Annotated in this window: 14 protein-coding genes; 1 reads left to right on the top strand and 13 read right to left on the bottom strand. The window is 59.7% G+C overall.

The genetic code is table 11. The annotated features are described in order from the left end of the window. Positions 1–100 precede the first annotated feature (100 nt). The 12 genes from GSR16_RS16320 to GSR16_RS16265 all read right to left on the bottom strand — a co-directional run bounded on the left by GSR16_RS16320 (position 101) and on the right by GSR16_RS16265 (position 9,804). Complete coding sequence (locus GSR16_RS16320) at positions 101–1,564, bottom strand: NAD(P)H-hydrate dehydratase (protein ID WP_159879226.1); 1,464 nt, start codon at positions 1,562–1,564, stop codon at positions 101–103. A gap of 3 nt (positions 1,565–1,567) precedes the next feature. Next, complete coding sequence (locus tag GSR16_RS16315) at positions 1,568–2,188, bottom strand: flavin prenyltransferase UbiX (RefSeq protein WP_159879224.1); 621 nt, start codon at positions 2,186–2,188, stop codon at positions 1,568–1,570. Positions 2,189–2,274: 86 nt separating this feature from the next. Further along, a complete protein-coding gene (gene rapZ, locus GSR16_RS16310) occupies positions 2,275–3,117 on the bottom strand; it encodes an RNase adapter RapZ (protein ID WP_159879222.1) in 843 nt (280 codons plus the stop codon). Beyond that, positions 3,098–4,054: an HPr(Ser) kinase/phosphatase gene (gene hprK, locus GSR16_RS16305; protein ID WP_089084016.1), complete on the bottom strand. Its 957-nt coding sequence runs from the start codon at positions 4,052–4,054 to the stop codon at positions 3,098–3,100. Before hprK ends, rapZ begins: the two co-directional genes overlap by 20 nt. Then, positions 4,047–4,511, bottom strand: coding sequence for a PTS IIA-like nitrogen regulatory protein PtsN (gene ptsN / locus GSR16_RS16300; protein ID WP_159879220.1), 465 nt, complete (start codon positions 4,509–4,511; stop codon positions 4,047–4,049). Before ptsN ends, hprK begins: the two co-directional genes overlap by 8 nt. Positions 4,512–4,631: 120 nt before the next feature. After that, on the bottom strand, positions 4,632–4,955 hold the full coding sequence (gene hpf / locus GSR16_RS16295; protein ID WP_159879218.1) for a ribosome hibernation-promoting factor, HPF/YfiA family: 324 nt from the start codon (positions 4,953–4,955) through the stop codon (positions 4,632–4,634). 71 nt (positions 4,956–5,026) lie between these two features. Then, positions 5,027–6,448 carry an RNA polymerase factor sigma-54 gene (locus GSR16_RS16290; RefSeq protein WP_159879216.1) on the bottom strand — a complete coding sequence of 474 codons (1,422 nt, stop codon included), beginning with the start codon at positions 6,446–6,448 and terminating at the stop codon, positions 5,027–5,029. A gap of 3 nt (positions 6,449–6,451) precedes the next feature. Then, complete coding sequence (gene lptB, locus GSR16_RS16285) at positions 6,452–7,183, bottom strand: LPS export ABC transporter ATP-binding protein (RefSeq protein WP_159879214.1); 732 nt, start codon at positions 7,181–7,183, stop codon at positions 6,452–6,454. Beyond that, positions 7,180–7,734, bottom strand: a complete 555-nt coding sequence (lptA, locus tag GSR16_RS16280) for a lipopolysaccharide transport periplasmic protein LptA (protein WP_159879212.1) — start codon at positions 7,732–7,734, stop codon at positions 7,180–7,182. Before lptA ends, lptB begins: the two co-directional genes overlap by 4 nt. Continuing rightward, positions 7,724–8,284 carry an LPS export ABC transporter periplasmic protein LptC gene (gene lptC, locus GSR16_RS16275; RefSeq protein WP_159879210.1) on the bottom strand — a complete coding sequence of 187 codons (561 nt, stop codon included), beginning with the start codon at positions 8,282–8,284 and terminating at the stop codon, positions 7,724–7,726. Before lptC ends, lptA begins: the two co-directional genes overlap by 11 nt. Further along, positions 8,281–8,805 (bottom strand): KdsC family phosphatase, encoded by a 525-nt coding sequence (locus tag GSR16_RS16270; RefSeq protein ID WP_159879208.1) that lies wholly within the window; start codon positions 8,803–8,805, stop codon positions 8,281–8,283. The genes lptC and GSR16_RS16270 overlap by 4 nt, the downstream gene beginning before the upstream one ends. An 18-nt stretch (positions 8,806–8,823) precedes the next feature. Further along, positions 8,824–9,804, bottom strand: coding sequence for a KpsF/GutQ family sugar-phosphate isomerase (locus GSR16_RS16265; protein ID WP_159879206.1), 981 nt, complete (start codon positions 9,802–9,804; stop codon positions 8,824–8,826). 215 nt (positions 9,805–10,019) lie between these two features. Between GSR16_RS16265 and GSR16_RS16260 the strand changes: the two genes are divergently transcribed. After that, on the top strand, positions 10,020–11,987 hold the full coding sequence (locus GSR16_RS16260; RefSeq protein WP_159879204.1) for a monovalent cation:proton antiporter family protein: 1,968 nt from the start codon (positions 10,020–10,022) through the stop codon (positions 11,985–11,987). A 295-nt stretch (positions 11,988–12,282) separates the two neighbouring features. On the opposite strand, the gene GSR16_RS16255 is transcribed toward GSR16_RS16260, so the two are convergent. Beyond that, positions 12,283–14,433, bottom strand: coding sequence for an AsmA family protein (locus GSR16_RS16255; protein ID WP_159879202.1), 2,151 nt, complete (start codon positions 14,431–14,433; stop codon positions 12,283–12,285). Between the last annotated feature and the right edge of the window lie 277 nt (positions 14,434–14,710).

Genomic DNA, 14,710 nt, shown 5'->3' with positions numbered 1-14,710 from the left:
TTTTCCTCCGGAAGAGCCGATCATTTTACCTAGGCTGGATTTCCGCAGGAAAAGTATTTCCATGGACAAAAGAGCAGCAAACGCTGCTACCCGACAGGATTTATGCGTTCAGCAAGCGGTTGAGAATGAGACTGCAGCGGTGGGCAGTGGCTGTGGCAGTCAGCCCGATGGGGCCACCGGTTTCCTGCTGGTATTCATCTCCGGCCATGCCATGTACCCGTACGGCAAGGCAGCATGCGGCCATGGCCGGCATGCCTTGTGCCAGCAGCGCGGCAATCAGGCCGCTCAGTACATCGCCTTGACCGGCAACTGCGAGCGCGGGGCCGCCGCTGGTATTGAGCTGATAAGGCTGACCAGCCGCCGCAATCAGCGTTCCGGCACCTTTGAGGATTACCAGGCAGTCGAAGCGGCTGACCAGCTGCTGAACTGCGGCAAGACGGTCTGCCTGAACCGTGGCTGTACTATTGCCCAGCAGGCGTGCTGCTTCTGCAGGGTGTGGCGTCAGGATAGTGTCGGCCTCACGCATGGCCAGCAGATCCTGCAGCTGGGCATCGCTTGCCAGCATGTTAAGGGCATCCGCATCCAGCACCAGCGGCAGAGGAGATGCCAGCGCATGTTCCAGCCATTGTCTAGCCTGCCTGCTTTGCCCCAGTCCCGGGCCGGTGGCAAGCACATCGCAGTCGGGTTGGCTGTGCGGTTGCCGTGCATCATGCAACATCAGCTCCGGGCAGGATGTATCTGCCGCAAGGCGGCCATCCAGCGCCAGTACATGGACTTTGCCGGCACCACCGGCCAATGCTGCTCGGCCGGCAAGCAGTGCCGCACCCAGCATGCCTTCGCTGCCACCGATGATGGCAACCGTGCCATGACTGCCCTTGTGGCTGTCGCGACGGCGTTGCAAAGCTTGTGCACCTTGCCGGTTCAAATAGCCTTCCGGGGCAGGTTGGAGGGCCGGGGGACAGTCCAGGGTGGCCAGTTCTACCTGCCCGGCATGGTCTGCTCCAGCGGAATAAAACAAGCCTGGTTTGTGGCAGAGAAAAGTCAGGGTATGCGTGGCGTGAATACAGGCTTGCTGTACCTGACCGGTGTAGGCGTTCAGACCGCTTGGGCAGTCCAGCGCCAATCGCTGGCAATCAAGTTGATCCAGCTGGTGGATCAGGGCCAGCCACTTGGTATCCAGGGGACGACTAAGTCCGATGCCAAACAGCCCGTCAATCAGCAATGCCGGAGCAGGGGCGTCCGCTGCAAGTTGCTGCAAGGGAATGCCACCGGCACTGCGCAAGGCCAGGTAGGCTTGCTGCGCCTGCGGGCTGGCGGGCATTTGCGGCATCAGGATATCTAGGCTGTAGCCCTCCTGCATCAGCAGCAGGGCAGCGTACAGGGCATCGCCGCCGTTATTGCCGGGGCCGGCTGCCACCAGAATACGCGCACCGGGTGGCAGATGCCGTCGGGTCCATGCCGCTGTGGCGCGTGCTGCGCGCTGCATCAGGTCAAGGCCCTGTAATTCGGCCTCTATCTCCAGACGGCGCAAGGCCGGCAGACTCCATAATGCATCTTGCAGCATGTTTTACTCCTTTACGGACTCTCCCCAGCGTGGCATCAGGCTGTGCGGGACACGCAACTGGTCGAGAATGCGTGCCACCACAAAGTCCACCATGTCGTCGACGCTGGCTGGATGGGTGTAAAAACCGGGTGATGGCGGCAGGATGACAGCGCCAAGCCGCGCCAGTTTCAGCATGTTTTCCAGATGGATGACCGACAGCGGGGTTTCTCGCGGTACCAGAATAAGCTTGCGGCCTTCCTTGATGCTGACATCGGCAGCACGTTCAATCAGATTGTCGCTCATGCCATGGGCGATGGCCGCCAATGTACCCATCGAGCAAGGGCAAACCACCATGGCGTCAGCCGGATTGGAACCCGATGCCACCGGGGCAAACCACTCTTCCCGACCGAATACGGCCAGTTGCCCGGCTTTTGCCCCGCTACGTTGTTGCAGCCATTGTGCAACTTCGGCAGGGCGTGAGGGCAGATGCAAGTCCATTTCCTGCTTGGCGACAATTTGTGCGGCTTGGGAGTACAGCACCCATACGCGTACGCCTGCGCTGATGAGGCTATCAACCAGGCGCAGGCCATAGGGCAGGCCGGAGGCACCAGTAAGGGCAACGGTGACGGTTTGTGGGGTTTGCATCAGTATTTCCATGTGCTGTCAGCTGGCTATCCCGTCTGGATCTTGCACGGATTGAGCCAAAGATGTGCAGCCTGCCAGCAGGCGGATCAGGACTCGCGGAACAACTGACGATGGCGAATCAGAACCTGTTCGGCCGGAAAGGCACGCGACAGTTGTTCGGCAATGTAGACCGAACGGTGCTGGCCACCGGTACACCCGATGGCGACGGTCAGATAGCTACGGTTTTCACGGCTGAATTCGGGCAGCCATTTGGCGATCATGCACCTGATGTCTTCAGCCATTGCCGCGACCAGCGGCTGCTGACCGAAAAAGTCGATGATGGGCTGGTCGCGTCCGGTGAAGGGGCGCAGCGCCGGGTCGTAGTAAGGATTGGGCAGGCAGCGTACATCAAACACAAAATCGGCATTAAGCGGTACGCCGTGCTTGAAACCGAAGGATTCGAAAATAATGGTCAGCCGGCTGCTGTCTGCTTCCACCAGTTGCTTGATAGCGGTTTTCAGTGCGTTGGCAGACAGCTCGCTGGTATCAATGCGGATACCCATTTCCTGAATGCTGGCCAGCAGTTCCTGTTCGAGCTGAATGCATTCTTCCACGGTGGCACCGATACCAGACAGCGGATGGCGACGGCGGGTTTCGGAAAAACGCTTGACCAGGGTTTCGGGTTTGGCTTCCAGAAACAGCAGTCGCACATCCACGCCCTGCTGGCGCAGCTTGTGCACTTCATCCGGCAATGCACCCAGCGACGGGCTGGAGCGGGTATCCACACTGATGGCAATCTGCTTGTAGCCATAATCGGCATAGAGCGACATGGCTTCATGCAGCATGGTGGCCGGCAGATTGTCCACGCAGTAGAAGCCGGAATCCTCCAGGGCGCGCAGGGCGATGGACTTGCCGGAGCCGGACAGGCCGCTAATCAATATCAGGCGCATTTTCCTGATCCCTGAGGAAGTTGGTGTGGCGTTCAATGAATTCACGGGTACTGTCGATGCCGCGCAGCTGCAAGATGTAATTGCGCACTGCAGCTTCGACCAGTACCGCCAGGTTACGGCCCGCAGCAACCGGCAATACCACCTTGCGTACGGTGACGCCGATGATGTCCTGGGTTTCCGACTGGATATTCAGCCGGTCCAGTGCCTGCATTGCCTGATCGTTGGCCTTGACCAGGTGGATAATCAGTTTTAGCACTTTTTTCGGGCGAACTGCAGTTTCACCGAATATGGTGCGGATGTTCAGAATGCCAAGGCCACGAACTTCCAGAAAGTCACGCAGCAGTGGCGGGCAGCGGCCTTCCAGAGTTTCCGGGCCGATGCGATAGAGTTCGACGGCATCATCTGCCACCATGCCATGGCCACGGGAAATCAGTTCCAGTGCCAGCTCGCTCTTGCCCATGGCCGAGTCGCCCATGATCAGCACGCCGATTTCCAGCACGTCGAGAAAAACCCCGTGCAGTACGGTGGATACCGCCAGCGCGCGAGCCAGATAGATGCGCAGTACATCCATCAGGTAGGGGCTTTCCAGCGGTGTGCTCATCAATGGCACATTATGGGTGTGGCAGTAATCGCGCAGCAGTTTGGGTACTTGCTGGCCATTGGCTACCATCACCACCGACATGGTCTTGTGGAACAACTGGTCCAGCGCCGTTTTGGCGGCAGACTGTTCCAGCCGGTTCAGATAATCGACCTCAGCCAGGCCCAGAACCTGGACCCGGTTGGGGTGGATGAAGTTGAGGTGGCCTACCAGCGCCAGTGTCGGGCGTTGTTCATCATTGCCGATGGGGCTGTCCGCGCCGCCGGTTCCTGCAACCCAGGTCAGGTTGAGCTTTTGCTGATTGTCCTGATACAACCGGCGCACGGTAATGCTAGGCATTGTTGGTATTCCATCCGGTAAGCAGCTGGTATAGATCGGCACGCGATGGCGCACTCAGCAGTTGCTCACGCAATTGTTTGCTGGAGAAAAGCTGGGCCAGTTCTGACAGAACCTGCAGATGCAGATCAGTTGCCTGCTCCGGAACCAGCAGTACAAACAGGCTTTGCACGGGCTTGCCGTCCGGGGCATCGAAAGGGATGGGGTTTTTCAGGCGGATGAACACGCCTGCAGCTTCCTTGAGCCCTCTGGCCCGGCCATGCGGAATGGCCACGCCCTGGCCCAGGCCGGTGGAGCCCAGTTTTTCCCGGGCAAACAGGCAGTCGAAAATTTCACTGCGCGCAATGCCGTGGGTATTTTCGATAAGGAGGCCCACCTGCTCGAAGACACGTTTCTTGCTGGCGACATCCAGGTCCGGAAGAATGTGGTCCTGTGTCAGGATTTTGCCAATCAGGCTCATAGGAATGTATGCACACGGCTACAAAAACTGGCCAATTCTACGTTGCCTTCATCAAAATGAAAAAGGCTCCGTGCAAATAAAAACGGGAACCCGTGGGTTCCCGCATCGTCGGTCAGGTGATTACAGGGATGCTTCCGGCTGAACTTGCGGAGTTGCGCGGTGTTCGCTCTGTTTTTCCTTGTGCTTGAGTACCTGTCGATCCAGCTTGTCCATCAGCGCATCGATGGCAGCGTACATGTCGGAGTCGGTGGCTTCTACGTGGATATCCTTGCCGGAAAGATGAACGTTGACTTCCGCTTTCTGTACCAGCTTGTCCACCGACAGGGTGACGGTGACGTCGATCACGTGATCGACATGGCGGGTGATACGTTCCAGCTTGCTTTCCAGAAATTCACGGATTGCCGGGGTTACTTCGAGGTGGAGACCGGTTACTTTGAGGTTCATACCCTAACTCCTTCTTGTGTTGACTGCCCGGTCGGGTCGGCCGGGCGAGCGGATATTCTTCAAGACACGCTTTACAGTGCCTTGCGCAGATTGACCGGCGGTATCTGCATAGCTTCACGATACTTCGCAACGGTGCGTCTTGCAACCTGTATCCCTTGCTTGCCCAGTTCGTCGGCAATGGCGCTGTCCGAAAGCGGCTTGGCTGTGTTCTCACCATCGATCATGCGACGGATATGGGCCTTGATGGCGGTGGCTGAGCATTCGCCGCCGCTGTCGGTTTCCAGTGCGCTGCCGAAAAAGTATTTCAGTTCGAACAGGCCGCGAGGGCAGAGCAGGTATTTCTGGGTGGTGACGCGTGACACCGTGGATTCATGCAATCCCAGCTCGTCTGCAATGTCACGCAGGATAAGCGGGCGCATGGCCACTTCACCGTGTTCAAAGAACGCTTGTTGCCTTTCGACTATAGCTTCTGACACTTTCAGAATGGTGTCAAATCGTTGCTGGATGTTCTTGACCAGCCACTTGGCTTCTTGCAGGCGACCGGTCAGTTCGCCTGCTGCGCTGCGGTTTTCCGACAGCATCTGGGCGTACAGCTGGTTGACGCGCAAGCGCGGTACCGCCCCGTTATTGAGTTCGGCCACCCAGTGACCGCGGCGTTTGCGTACGGTGACGTCCGGGATGACATAGTGCACGTCTTCGCCGCCGAAACCGGCGGCGGGGTGGGGAGTCAGTCGGGCGATCAGTTGCTGTGCCTGGCGGATGGCTTCGTCATCCGCGCCCAGTATGCGCTTGAGGCGGGTGTAGTCCCGATTGCCGAGCAAGCTGAGGTGCTCTGCCACGATCTTGCATGCCAGGGCATGGCCAGGCTCTTGGTGCGGCAGGCGAGCCAGCTGCAGGCTGAGTGATTCGGCAAGGCTGCGTGCGGCAATGCCTGCAGGGTCGAACTGCTGCAGCAGGCGCAGGCCAACCATCAGTTCGTCGCATTCCAGTTCCAGTTCCAGCGGCAGATTGCTGGCCAGTTCTTCCATGTCGATGGTGAGAAAGCCGTTATCGTCCAGTTCTTCAATCAGCAGCTGTACGATGGCCTGATCCCTGGTGGGCAGCGTCAGCTCCCCCAACTGGGCCAGCAGATGTTGGCGCAGGCTGACCGGGCAGGGGACATTCAGCATGGGGTCGAACTCATCGTCACCGTCGTTGCGCCGGCTGCCACTGCCCCAGTCGGTCAGCTCGCCGCTGCTTTCGCTGTGGCTGTCATTGTCGCTGCTGTCGGATGTGGGGGTGGTTGATTCTTCGTTGCTGCTGGCGGACTCGGTGGCGGGGCCTTCCTGCGCGGGCAGGTCGTCGCCGCGTTCCAGCATGGGGTTGTCCAGCAGGAAGCGCTCTACCTCGGTTTGCAGGTCAAGCGTGGACAGCTGCAGCAGCTTGATCGACTGCTGCAGTTGTGGAGTGAGGGTGAGTTGCTGTGAAACCCGGAGCTGTAATGACTGTTTCATGGTTTACAGGTGGAAGTGCTCGCCCAGGTAGACCTGGCGCACTTTCTCGTTGTTGACCAGTTCTTCCGGTTCGCCGGATGCCAGTACCGAGCCATCGCTGATGATGTAGGCCCGGTCGCAGATGCGCAGGGTTTCCCGGACATTGTGGTCGGTTATCAGTACGCCGATGCCACGCTGTTGCAGGAAAGTGATGATTTTCTGGATGTCGATCACGGCAATCGGGTCGACGCCGGCAAAGGGTTCGTCAAGCAGGATGAAGCGTGGGCGGGTGGCCAGTACCCGGGCAATTTCCACCCGGCGTCGCTCGCCGCCGGACAGGGCCAGCGCATTGCTTTCGCGCAGATGAGCGATGTTGAGGTCGTCCAGCAGCAGGCTCAGTTCCTTCTCCAGCTTGTCGCCCTTGTAACCGGCAATTTCCAGCACTGCGGTAATGTTTTCCTCTACCGTCATCTTGCGGAAAATGGAGGCTTCCTGCGGCAGATAACCCAGGCCAAGGCGGGCGCGCTGATGGATGGGCAGATGGGTGATGCTGCTGCCATCCAGCGTGATTTCGCCTTCATCGGCACCGATCAGCCCGACAATCATGTAAAAACTGGTGGTTTTGCCGGCACCGTTCGGGCCAAGCAAACCGACGACTTCTCCACTCTGGATCTGCAAGGCGACGTCTTTGACCACCGTGCGTTTCTTGAAGCGCTTTTTCAGCCGCTCCACTTTAAGGATGCTGGGGCCGCTCATTGCGCGCTTCCGTCGGTTTTTTTGGCGGCAGGGGTGTTGTCCCTGGGCTTGGGCTGGATGATGGCAGTGACACGGCCACCATTGCTGCTGGCCCCGCTGCTGACGTCATACATTTCGGTTTCGGTGTTGTAGGTAATCACATTGCCGATGACCAAATCGTTGCCACGCTTGACGCGGGCGTTGCCGGTCAGCACTGCGGCGTGGGTGACGGTGTTGTAGTCCAGCTGGTTGGCCTGGCCTTCGATCCATTCGTTCTTGCCATCCATTTTCTGGCGGAAGACAACTTGGCGGCCGGTGGCCTGCATGGTCTGGTTCCCCTGCTTGTCCTGGGTGACGGTGGCGCGGTCGGCATTCAGCTTGAGTGTACCCTGAATGATGATGACATTGCCTTGCCATACCGTGACGCCCTTGAGCTGATCGAGATTGCCGCGGTCGGCACTGATTTCGATGGGTTTGTCGCGATCAGTCTTTTCGGCATGGGCAGTCTGGAGGGCGCACAGGCCTAGGGCCAGCCAGGCCAGCCGGATGAAGCGGCGGCAGTTATTTTTCATAAGTGACCTTTGCATTGGACAGCAGCTGCAACTGGCCGGCCTGCTGTTCGTAGATGAAGCCGACGGCGCTGCCGGTCGACTTGCCGTAGTAGAAGTGGCTCAATGCCGCGGACTGGGCGATATGGCGTACGGTGTCGATGCGCATATTGCTGCTGAGCACACGGGTTTCCTGTTGGGTACCGGTGGCTGGCTGGATCAGTGTGACTTTCTTGTCGAACAGCACCTGCTTTGTCTTGCTGTTGTACCGACCGCTCTCACCGATGGCGTGATAGGCCAGTGTGCCGTTCTTGTAGCTTTGCAGGTCTGGTGCCTCGAAATATGATTCGGTGCGGTCAGGGTATTGCCACATGCGGCTGGCAATCAGTTTTTCCTGCAACATTCCCTTGGGGTCGAAGCGGGTGGCCATGACGTTATCGGCCACGACCTCGGGCTTGTTGGGGTCAAGTTCGCGTTTGTTGGGCTGCCAGCGTGACACGGCGTCCAGCCAGACGGTGAGCAGACCGGTAATCAGCACCAGCAGGATGGGAAACAGACGGTGCGAACGGATCATGCCAGGTACCGGGCCAGGATGGCGTCAAAGCTGCCCTGTGCCTGCATGATGAGTTCGGCCAGCTCACGTACTGCACCCTGTCCGCCGGGAAAACCGGTGACATAGTGCGCGTGCTGGCGCACCAGGGTGGGCGCTGCCGGCACGGCCACTGCCAGGCCGACGCGGCGCAGTACCGGCAGATCGATGAGGTCATCCCCGATGAAAGCGCATTCTTCCAGGCTGACGGCGGCTTGTTCTAGTAGTTGGTTCAGGGCTTCCTGCTTGTTGTGGATGCCGCCGAAATAGAAGTCGATGCCCAGCGCCTGGGCACGATGCTCCACGCAGCGATCGGCCCGCCCGGAGATGATGGCCAGGCGCACGCCGGTGGATTGCAGCAGCTTGAGGCCAAGGCCGTCCTGCACGTAGAAGGATTTGCTTTCTTCGCCCTGGGCGTTGTAGTAGATGCGGCCGTCGGTGAGGACGCCGTCCACGTCCATGATCAGCAGCTTGATCTTGCGGGCTTGTTCGGTGATGGCTTGCATGGGCTTCCTTGTTGGCGGCTAGACGACGCCGGCCTTGAGCAGGTCGTGCATGTGGATGGCACCGGCCAGCTTGCCGTCGGCATCCACCACCAGCAGGCTGGTGATGCGGCGTTGCTCCATCAGGTGAACCGCCTCGGTGGCCAGTTTGCTGTGCAGGATGGTTTGCGGGGCGGGACTCATCACCTGGTCGATGATCAGATCGTAGATATTGCCGGAACGTTCCAGCGTACGGCGCAGGTCACCATCGGTATAGATGCCCTTGATGACATTGTCAGCCGTGGCAATGGCCACCATACCCAGGCGCTGGTGCGACATTTCCAGCAGCGCATCCTTGAGCGGGGTGCCGGGCAGGACCCGTGGCAGTTCGTCGCCGCTGTGCATCAGGTCTTTGACATGGACCAGCAGGCGACGACCCAGACTGCCGCCCGGGTGGGACAGGGCAAAGTCTTCCGGGCCAAACTGGCGGGCATCCAGCAGGGTGACGGCCAGGGCATCGCCCAGGGCAATCTGCACCGTGGTGCTGGTGGTGGGGGCCAAGCCCAGCGGGCAGGCTTCCTTTTCCACCTGGGTATCCAGCAGGATGTCGGCTTCGCGGCCCAGCGAGGAGGCGGGATTGCCGGTCATGCCGATCAGCACCAGTCCCTTGCGCTTGAGTGCCGGCAGCAGGGCCACCACTTCGCCCGATTCACCGGAGTTGGACAGCGCAATCACCACGTCCTGCGCGGTGATCATGCCCAGATCGCCGTGGGCTGCCTCGGCTGGGTGTACGAAAAAGGCCGGGCTGCCGGTGCTGGCCAGGGTAGCGGCAATCTTGCGGCCCACGTGGCCGGATTTGCCCATGCCGGTGACGACGATGCGGCCGGTGCAGGCCAGAATGGCATCGACAGCGCGCAGAAAATCGCCATTGAGTCGACGGGACAGGGCCAGAATTGCATCCGCCTCGGTCTGCAGCACTTCACGCGCCAGATCGAGCCGGGAGCTTGTTTGAGCTTTTTCCATAGGGGAAAGTATATCAAAGGTTATAATCGCTGGAGGCAGAAGCTGGTGCATCTTTTGCTTGGTGTCTGATTTCGTGCGCCGTTGCCGGATGGTTTTTGCCCGCGTCCGGGTCATGCTTTATGCTGTCTGCTTGCTGCAGACAGCTCATCTTTGCAGGTAACTGATGTTACCGTCATGTTGATTTTCCCGCGTTTACACAGGAGATTGTTGCGCTCATGCATTCGCTTGCCCCGATTGTGCTGGTTCTGCTGGCGGCCGTGTTGTCCGTTACCTTGTGCCGCAGCCTGCGCGTCCCGCCTATGCTGGGCTATCTGGTGGTGGGCTTCCTGGCAGGTCCTGGTGTGGCCAGCCTGATTCCCGAGGGCGAGGAGACGCAGTTCCTGGGGGAAATCGGCATCGTGTTCATGATGTTCTCCATTGGTCTGGAATTTTCCCTGCCCAAGCTGCGGGCGATGCGGCATCTGGTATTTGGCCTGGGACTGGCGCAGGTGGTGGTTACGCTGTCGCTGATTGCGCTGGTGATGGGTTGGCTGACCGGTTCTGCGCTGTCCGGCTTTGCCGTGGGCGGTGCGCTGGCCATGTCATCAACCGCCATTGTCAGCAAATTGCTGACCGAGCGGCTGGAGCTGAATCAGCAGCACGGCCAGCTGGCTATCGGTGTGCTGTTGTTCCAAGACATTGCCGTGGTGCCGCTGTTGATTCTGCTGCCTGCCTTTGCCGGCGGCAGCGAGACCTTGTGGATGGATCTGGGGCTGGCTGCCGTCAAGGTCGTGGTGGTGATGGCCCTGCTGCTGTTCTTCGGTCAGCGCCTGGTACGGCCCTGGTTCCATCTGGTGGCGCGCCAGCGTTCGGGCGAGCTGTTCATGATCAATGTGCTGCTGATCACCCTGGGAGTGGCCTGGCTGACCGAGCTGTCCGGCCTGTCGCTGGCGCTGGGTGCTTTTGTGGCCGGCATGCTGATTTCCGAGACCGAATACCGTTACCAGGTGGAAGAGGACATCAAGCCCTTCCGCGACATCTTGCTGGGCTTCTTTTTTGTCACCGTGGGCATGCGCCTGCAGCTGTCGGTGCTGTTCGAGCGTTTTGGTGAGGTAGCGCTGATGCTGGGCCTGCTGTTGCTGGCCAAGCTGGGCATTGTATTCGTGTTGGGCCGTCTGTTGCGGCACCAGCCCAACCATTCCATGCGTGCGGGTCTGGCGCTGGCGCAGGGCGGCGAGTTCGGCTTTGTGCTGCTGGCGCTGTCCGGCAATCTGGGGCTGATTGCCGAAAGTACCGAGCAGGCCGCGATTGCCGCCATTTTGTTGTCCATGCTGGTAGCGCCGTTCATGATCATGTACGGCGAGGCCATCACCCGCCGGCTGGTGAAGCAGGACTGGATGATGCAGGCCTTCAGCCTGCACCACCTGATGGTGGAAAGCATGGGCAAGTCCGACCATGTGCTGATCTGCGGCTATGGGCGTAGCGGCCAGGCACTGGCCCGCCTGCTGGAAACCGAAGACATACCATTCTTTGCGCTGGACATGGACCCGGAGCGGGTGCGCGAGGCCGGTGAGGCCGGTGACCCGGTGGTGTTCGGCGATGCCGGCAAGAAGGAAGTACTGGTGGCCGGTGGCCTGATGCGGGCCAAGGTGGTGGTGGTGACCTTTGCCGATACCCACGCTGCCTTGCGCATTTTGCATACCGTGCAGTCGGCGCGGCCTGATCTGCCGGTGATCGTACGCACGGTGGATGACAGCGATATCGACCAGCTGCGCCGTGCCGGGGCGGACGAAGTGGTGGCTGAGGTGATGGAGGGCAGCCTGATGCTGGCTTCGCAAGCGCTGATGGTGCTGGGCGTGCCGCTGAACCGGGTGCTGCGGCGCATCCGCTCGGTGCGGGAGGAGCGTTACAACCTGTTCCGTGGTTTTTTCCGTGGAACCAGTGACGATGGCGAGGGGCTGGACGAGGCGCTAGTGCCACGCTTGCTGAGCATTCAGGCCTGTCCGGGGGCGTATGCCATCGGCCATCCGCTGGGCGCGTTGCAGCTGGAGCTGCTGGGCGTGGAAGTCAAGGCGCTGCGTCGCAACAGCATACGCCGGCTGGATTTTGATGCCGATTTCGAGATTGTCGCCAACGATGTACTGGTGCTGCTGGGCACGCCAGAGCAGCTGGCGCTGGCGGAAACCCGCATCCTGCAGGGCTGAGCTTACGCATCACAACCATATTGCCCAGCTGATTTGCTGCCCGCACCAGGAACAAGGCCGTGTCAGGGACACGGCTCCGGATTTTAGACAACTCCCTCTCGCTTTCTGAAAGCAAAGCGAGGCTCCCTTGCAGGGCAAGGGCGGGGGGAAGGGGAATAGATGGGAAGGCTGCGGAATCGATAAGTTAACTGGAAGGCCCGGCTTTGCCGGGGCCAGTGCAATCGAACCAGATAACTTTGTCAGCAGCCTGAGGCCGTGTCATTGACACGGCCTTTTGCATGCAGGGGCGGGGTGATCAGGGCAGAATGGTGGTGATCTGCTTTTTCAGTTCCTGCTTCAGCGCCTGCTGTTTTTCCCCTTCGGTTTTCTTGCCCTTGACCATGGCGTTGAAGTCCAGTGCATACACCGGGGCATTGAGCGGCCCGGTAATTTTCAACGGCACATTTACGCCCTTGAAGCGGCTGAATTCCTGCGGGTTGGCCTGCACATCCATGGTGTAGTCGACGATGTTCTGGATCAGGTCTACCTTGCCCGAACCCTTTACATTGACCAGCTGTGAGGCCAGCTGCATGTTTTGGCTACGGGCCACGCCCTTGTCCAGGCGGAAGCTGGTGGACAGGGTGGAGAAGGTGGTTTTCTGGTCAGCCTGGGCCTGGGTATTCCATTCCTTGAGTTCTGCCGGCAGATTTTTCAGCGCAGCGACCAGGTCGATACCTGACAGCGCGCCCTTGTTGAGGCTGGTTTCCACATTGCCGGTCAGGGTGTTGCGCAGTTCAAGGAAGGATTTGCCATCGGCATTGATGTCGATATGGCCGCTGCCCTTGCCATCCAGTCGGCTGAAGTTGAACAGATCCACCAGCAGCGGGCGGATGTTCATATCCTTCAGCGTCTGTTTTACCTCAAGGTGTGGCGTGTCGCGGCGGGCCAGCAGCATGTCGCCCTGCAGGCGGCCCTGGTAGATGTCAGCCGACATCTGGTCCAGCTCCAGTTCGCGCGGATTGATGCGCACGCTGGCGTTGAGGTTGTTCATGCGAAAGCGGCCCATGGCCAGCTCGCCCACGGCCACCTTGCCAGTGAGGTCGAAATAGTCCAGCCAGTCCAGTGGAATCGGCTTGCTGTCCTGGAAAATGGCTACCGGATCGCCCTTGGTTTCCGGCAGATAGCGGTTCAGGTCGAGCTTGCCCACCGACAGCGTTACTTCATGACGCGGCTTCATCAGGCCGAACTGGCTGACGGTGACCGACAGGTCGGAACCATCCAGCTTGCCGGCTACCCGCAGGTTCAGCCGTGGTTCGTCCAGATCACCATCCAGCGCGCCTTCCATGGTGGAGAACAGCTTGCCGCGTGGCAGCAGCGGGGTGGTGAGCGTGGCCGTCATGTTCAAGGGCTGCATGCGCAGCTGCTTCATGCCCATCAGCGCCAGTGGTGCATCCAGTCTGAAATTGAGCCGGGTATCGCCAGCCTGCCAGTTGAAATCGCCCTTCACCTTGTCGGCGGCCAGTCCGCCTTCGGTCAGCTTGAGGTTGTCCAGCCCGGCATCCAGCTGGTATTGGCTGTGGGCGTAACTGAGCTTGCCGCTCAGATGGCCGGAGGGCATGGTGACTTCGTTGAAGCTGGCATTGAGTTCCGGAACTTTCAGCTCCAGCTGGCTGCTGGGACGTTCGCTGCTAAAGCTGAAGCTCAGGTCCTTGCCGGAGGTTTGCAAGGTAGCGAAGTTCAGCTTGTACTGGCCGGTGGCGGTAAATTTGCTTTCCCCCAGCCCGGGTAATTCGGATAGGGCTACGGCGTCCAGCTTTTCCAAGCTGACCTGGTCATCCTGAATGGTTAGCGGCGTGCTGATGGCCAGGCGGATGGGGCGCTTGCCATTACTGAGAATGGCCGCCGCACTCAGGCTGGCACCACTGCGCAGATCATCGGCATCCAGACTGATGGTGTCCAGCTTCTGTTCGCTGCCGTTCATCTTGTCGCTGTACAGCAGGGTGCCTTCACGGATGACCAGCCGGTCCAGCTTCATGCTGATGGTGCCGGGAATGCGGCGCTGGAACAGGTCCATGATGGAAAGCCGACCATCGGCCGCACGGGTGATGCTGGCGGTGACGCCATGCAGCTCCAGCGCCTTGATCTCTCGGTTGCCGGTAAGCAGAGGCAGCCAGGACAGGTAGACATCCAGCTGCTCTATCCGGGCAAACGGCTGTTTGCTGCCAGGCTCGCTGATGCTTAGCTGGTGGATGCTCAAGCCTGGCGAGGGAAACAGTGTCGGGGTGATCTTGCCTTCAACCACAAGCTGACGCTGGGTGTCATTCAGGGCGCTGGTGAGTGTTTTGCGGACTGCCGATTCATCAAATTGCCAGAATATCAGTGCCTGGATAAGGATGAACAGCGCAAACAGCGAGGTGGTGCCGTAGACCGAGATTCGAAGCCATAGCCGGCCGGAGTTCCATTTCATGAGTGCATCTTCGGGGGGCTAAGCGGGGTAGTGTCGTTTGCAAGCATGGCGATGGCTGACAAGGCTTGGCAGCCGCTTGCCCAAGTTTGGCGAAGCCAAAATATTACCGGGCAGCCCGCGTTTGTAAAGCGCGAATTTTAGCATGCTTTAGCAGACAGGCTGCAAACCGGGCTGCGCAACGGTGCTGGCAGCCCGGGCAGCAGCCGGCTGGTATGGAGGGATAGGGCAGCAGTGCTTACCGGTTTTTACACGGCAGCGCTAGTACAGTGCCGTGCCT

Origin of the sequence: Aquitalea denitrificans (assembly GCF_009856625.1) — a bacterium.
Taxonomy (GTDB): domain Bacteria; phylum Pseudomonadota; class Gammaproteobacteria; order Burkholderiales; family Chromobacteriaceae; genus Aquitalea; species Aquitalea denitrificans.
Note: the sequence above shows the minus strand (reverse complement) of the source record. Positions and strands in the feature narration are given on the sequence as shown.

Bases quoted from the DNA above. Each gene is read 5' to 3' on its own strand.
- GSR16_RS16320 (WP_159879226.1), bottom strand. From the start codon at position 1,564: ATGCTGCAAGATGCATTATGGAGTCTGCCGGCCTTGCGCCGTCTGGAG.
- GSR16_RS16315 (WP_159879224.1), bottom strand. From the start codon at position 2,188: ATGCAAACCCCACAAACCGTCACCGTTGCCCTTACTGGTGCCTCCGGC.
- rapZ (WP_159879222.1), bottom strand. From the start codon at position 3,117: ATGCGCCTGATATTGATTAGCGGCCTGTCCGGCTCCGGCAAGTCCATC.
- hprK (WP_089084016.1), bottom strand. From the start codon at position 4,054: ATGCCTAGCATTACCGTGCGCCGGTTGTATCAGGACAATCAGCAAAAG.
- ptsN (WP_159879220.1), bottom strand. From the start codon at position 4,511: ATGAGCCTGATTGGCAAAATCCTGACACAGGACCACATTCTTCCGGAC.
- hpf (WP_159879218.1), bottom strand. From the start codon at position 4,955: ATGAACCTCAAAGTAACCGGTCTCCACCTCGAAGTAACCCCGGCAATC.
- GSR16_RS16290 (WP_159879216.1), bottom strand. From the start codon at position 6,448: ATGAAACAGTCATTACAGCTCCGGGTTTCACAGCAACTCACCCTCACT.
- lptB (WP_159879214.1), bottom strand. From the start codon at position 7,183: ATGAGCGGCCCCAGCATCCTTAAAGTGGAGCGGCTGAAAAAGCGCTTC.
- lptA (WP_159879212.1), bottom strand. From the start codon at position 7,734: ATGAAAAATAACTGCCGCCGCTTCATCCGGCTGGCCTGGCTGGCCCTA.
- lptC (WP_159879210.1), bottom strand. From the start codon at position 8,284: ATGATCCGTTCGCACCGTCTGTTTCCCATCCTGCTGGTGCTGATTACC.
- GSR16_RS16270 (WP_159879208.1), bottom strand. From the start codon at position 8,805: ATGCAAGCCATCACCGAACAAGCCCGCAAGATCAAGCTGCTGATCATG.
- GSR16_RS16265 (WP_159879206.1), bottom strand. From the start codon at position 9,804: ATGGAAAAAGCTCAAACAAGCTCCCGGCTCGATCTGGCGCGTGAAGTG.
- GSR16_RS16260 (WP_159879204.1), top strand. From the start codon at position 10,020: ATGCATTCGCTTGCCCCGATTGTGCTGGTTCTGCTGGCGGCCGTGTTG.
- GSR16_RS16255 (WP_159879202.1), bottom strand. From the start codon at position 14,433: ATGAAATGGAACTCCGGCCGGCTATGGCTTCGAATCTCGGTCTACGGC.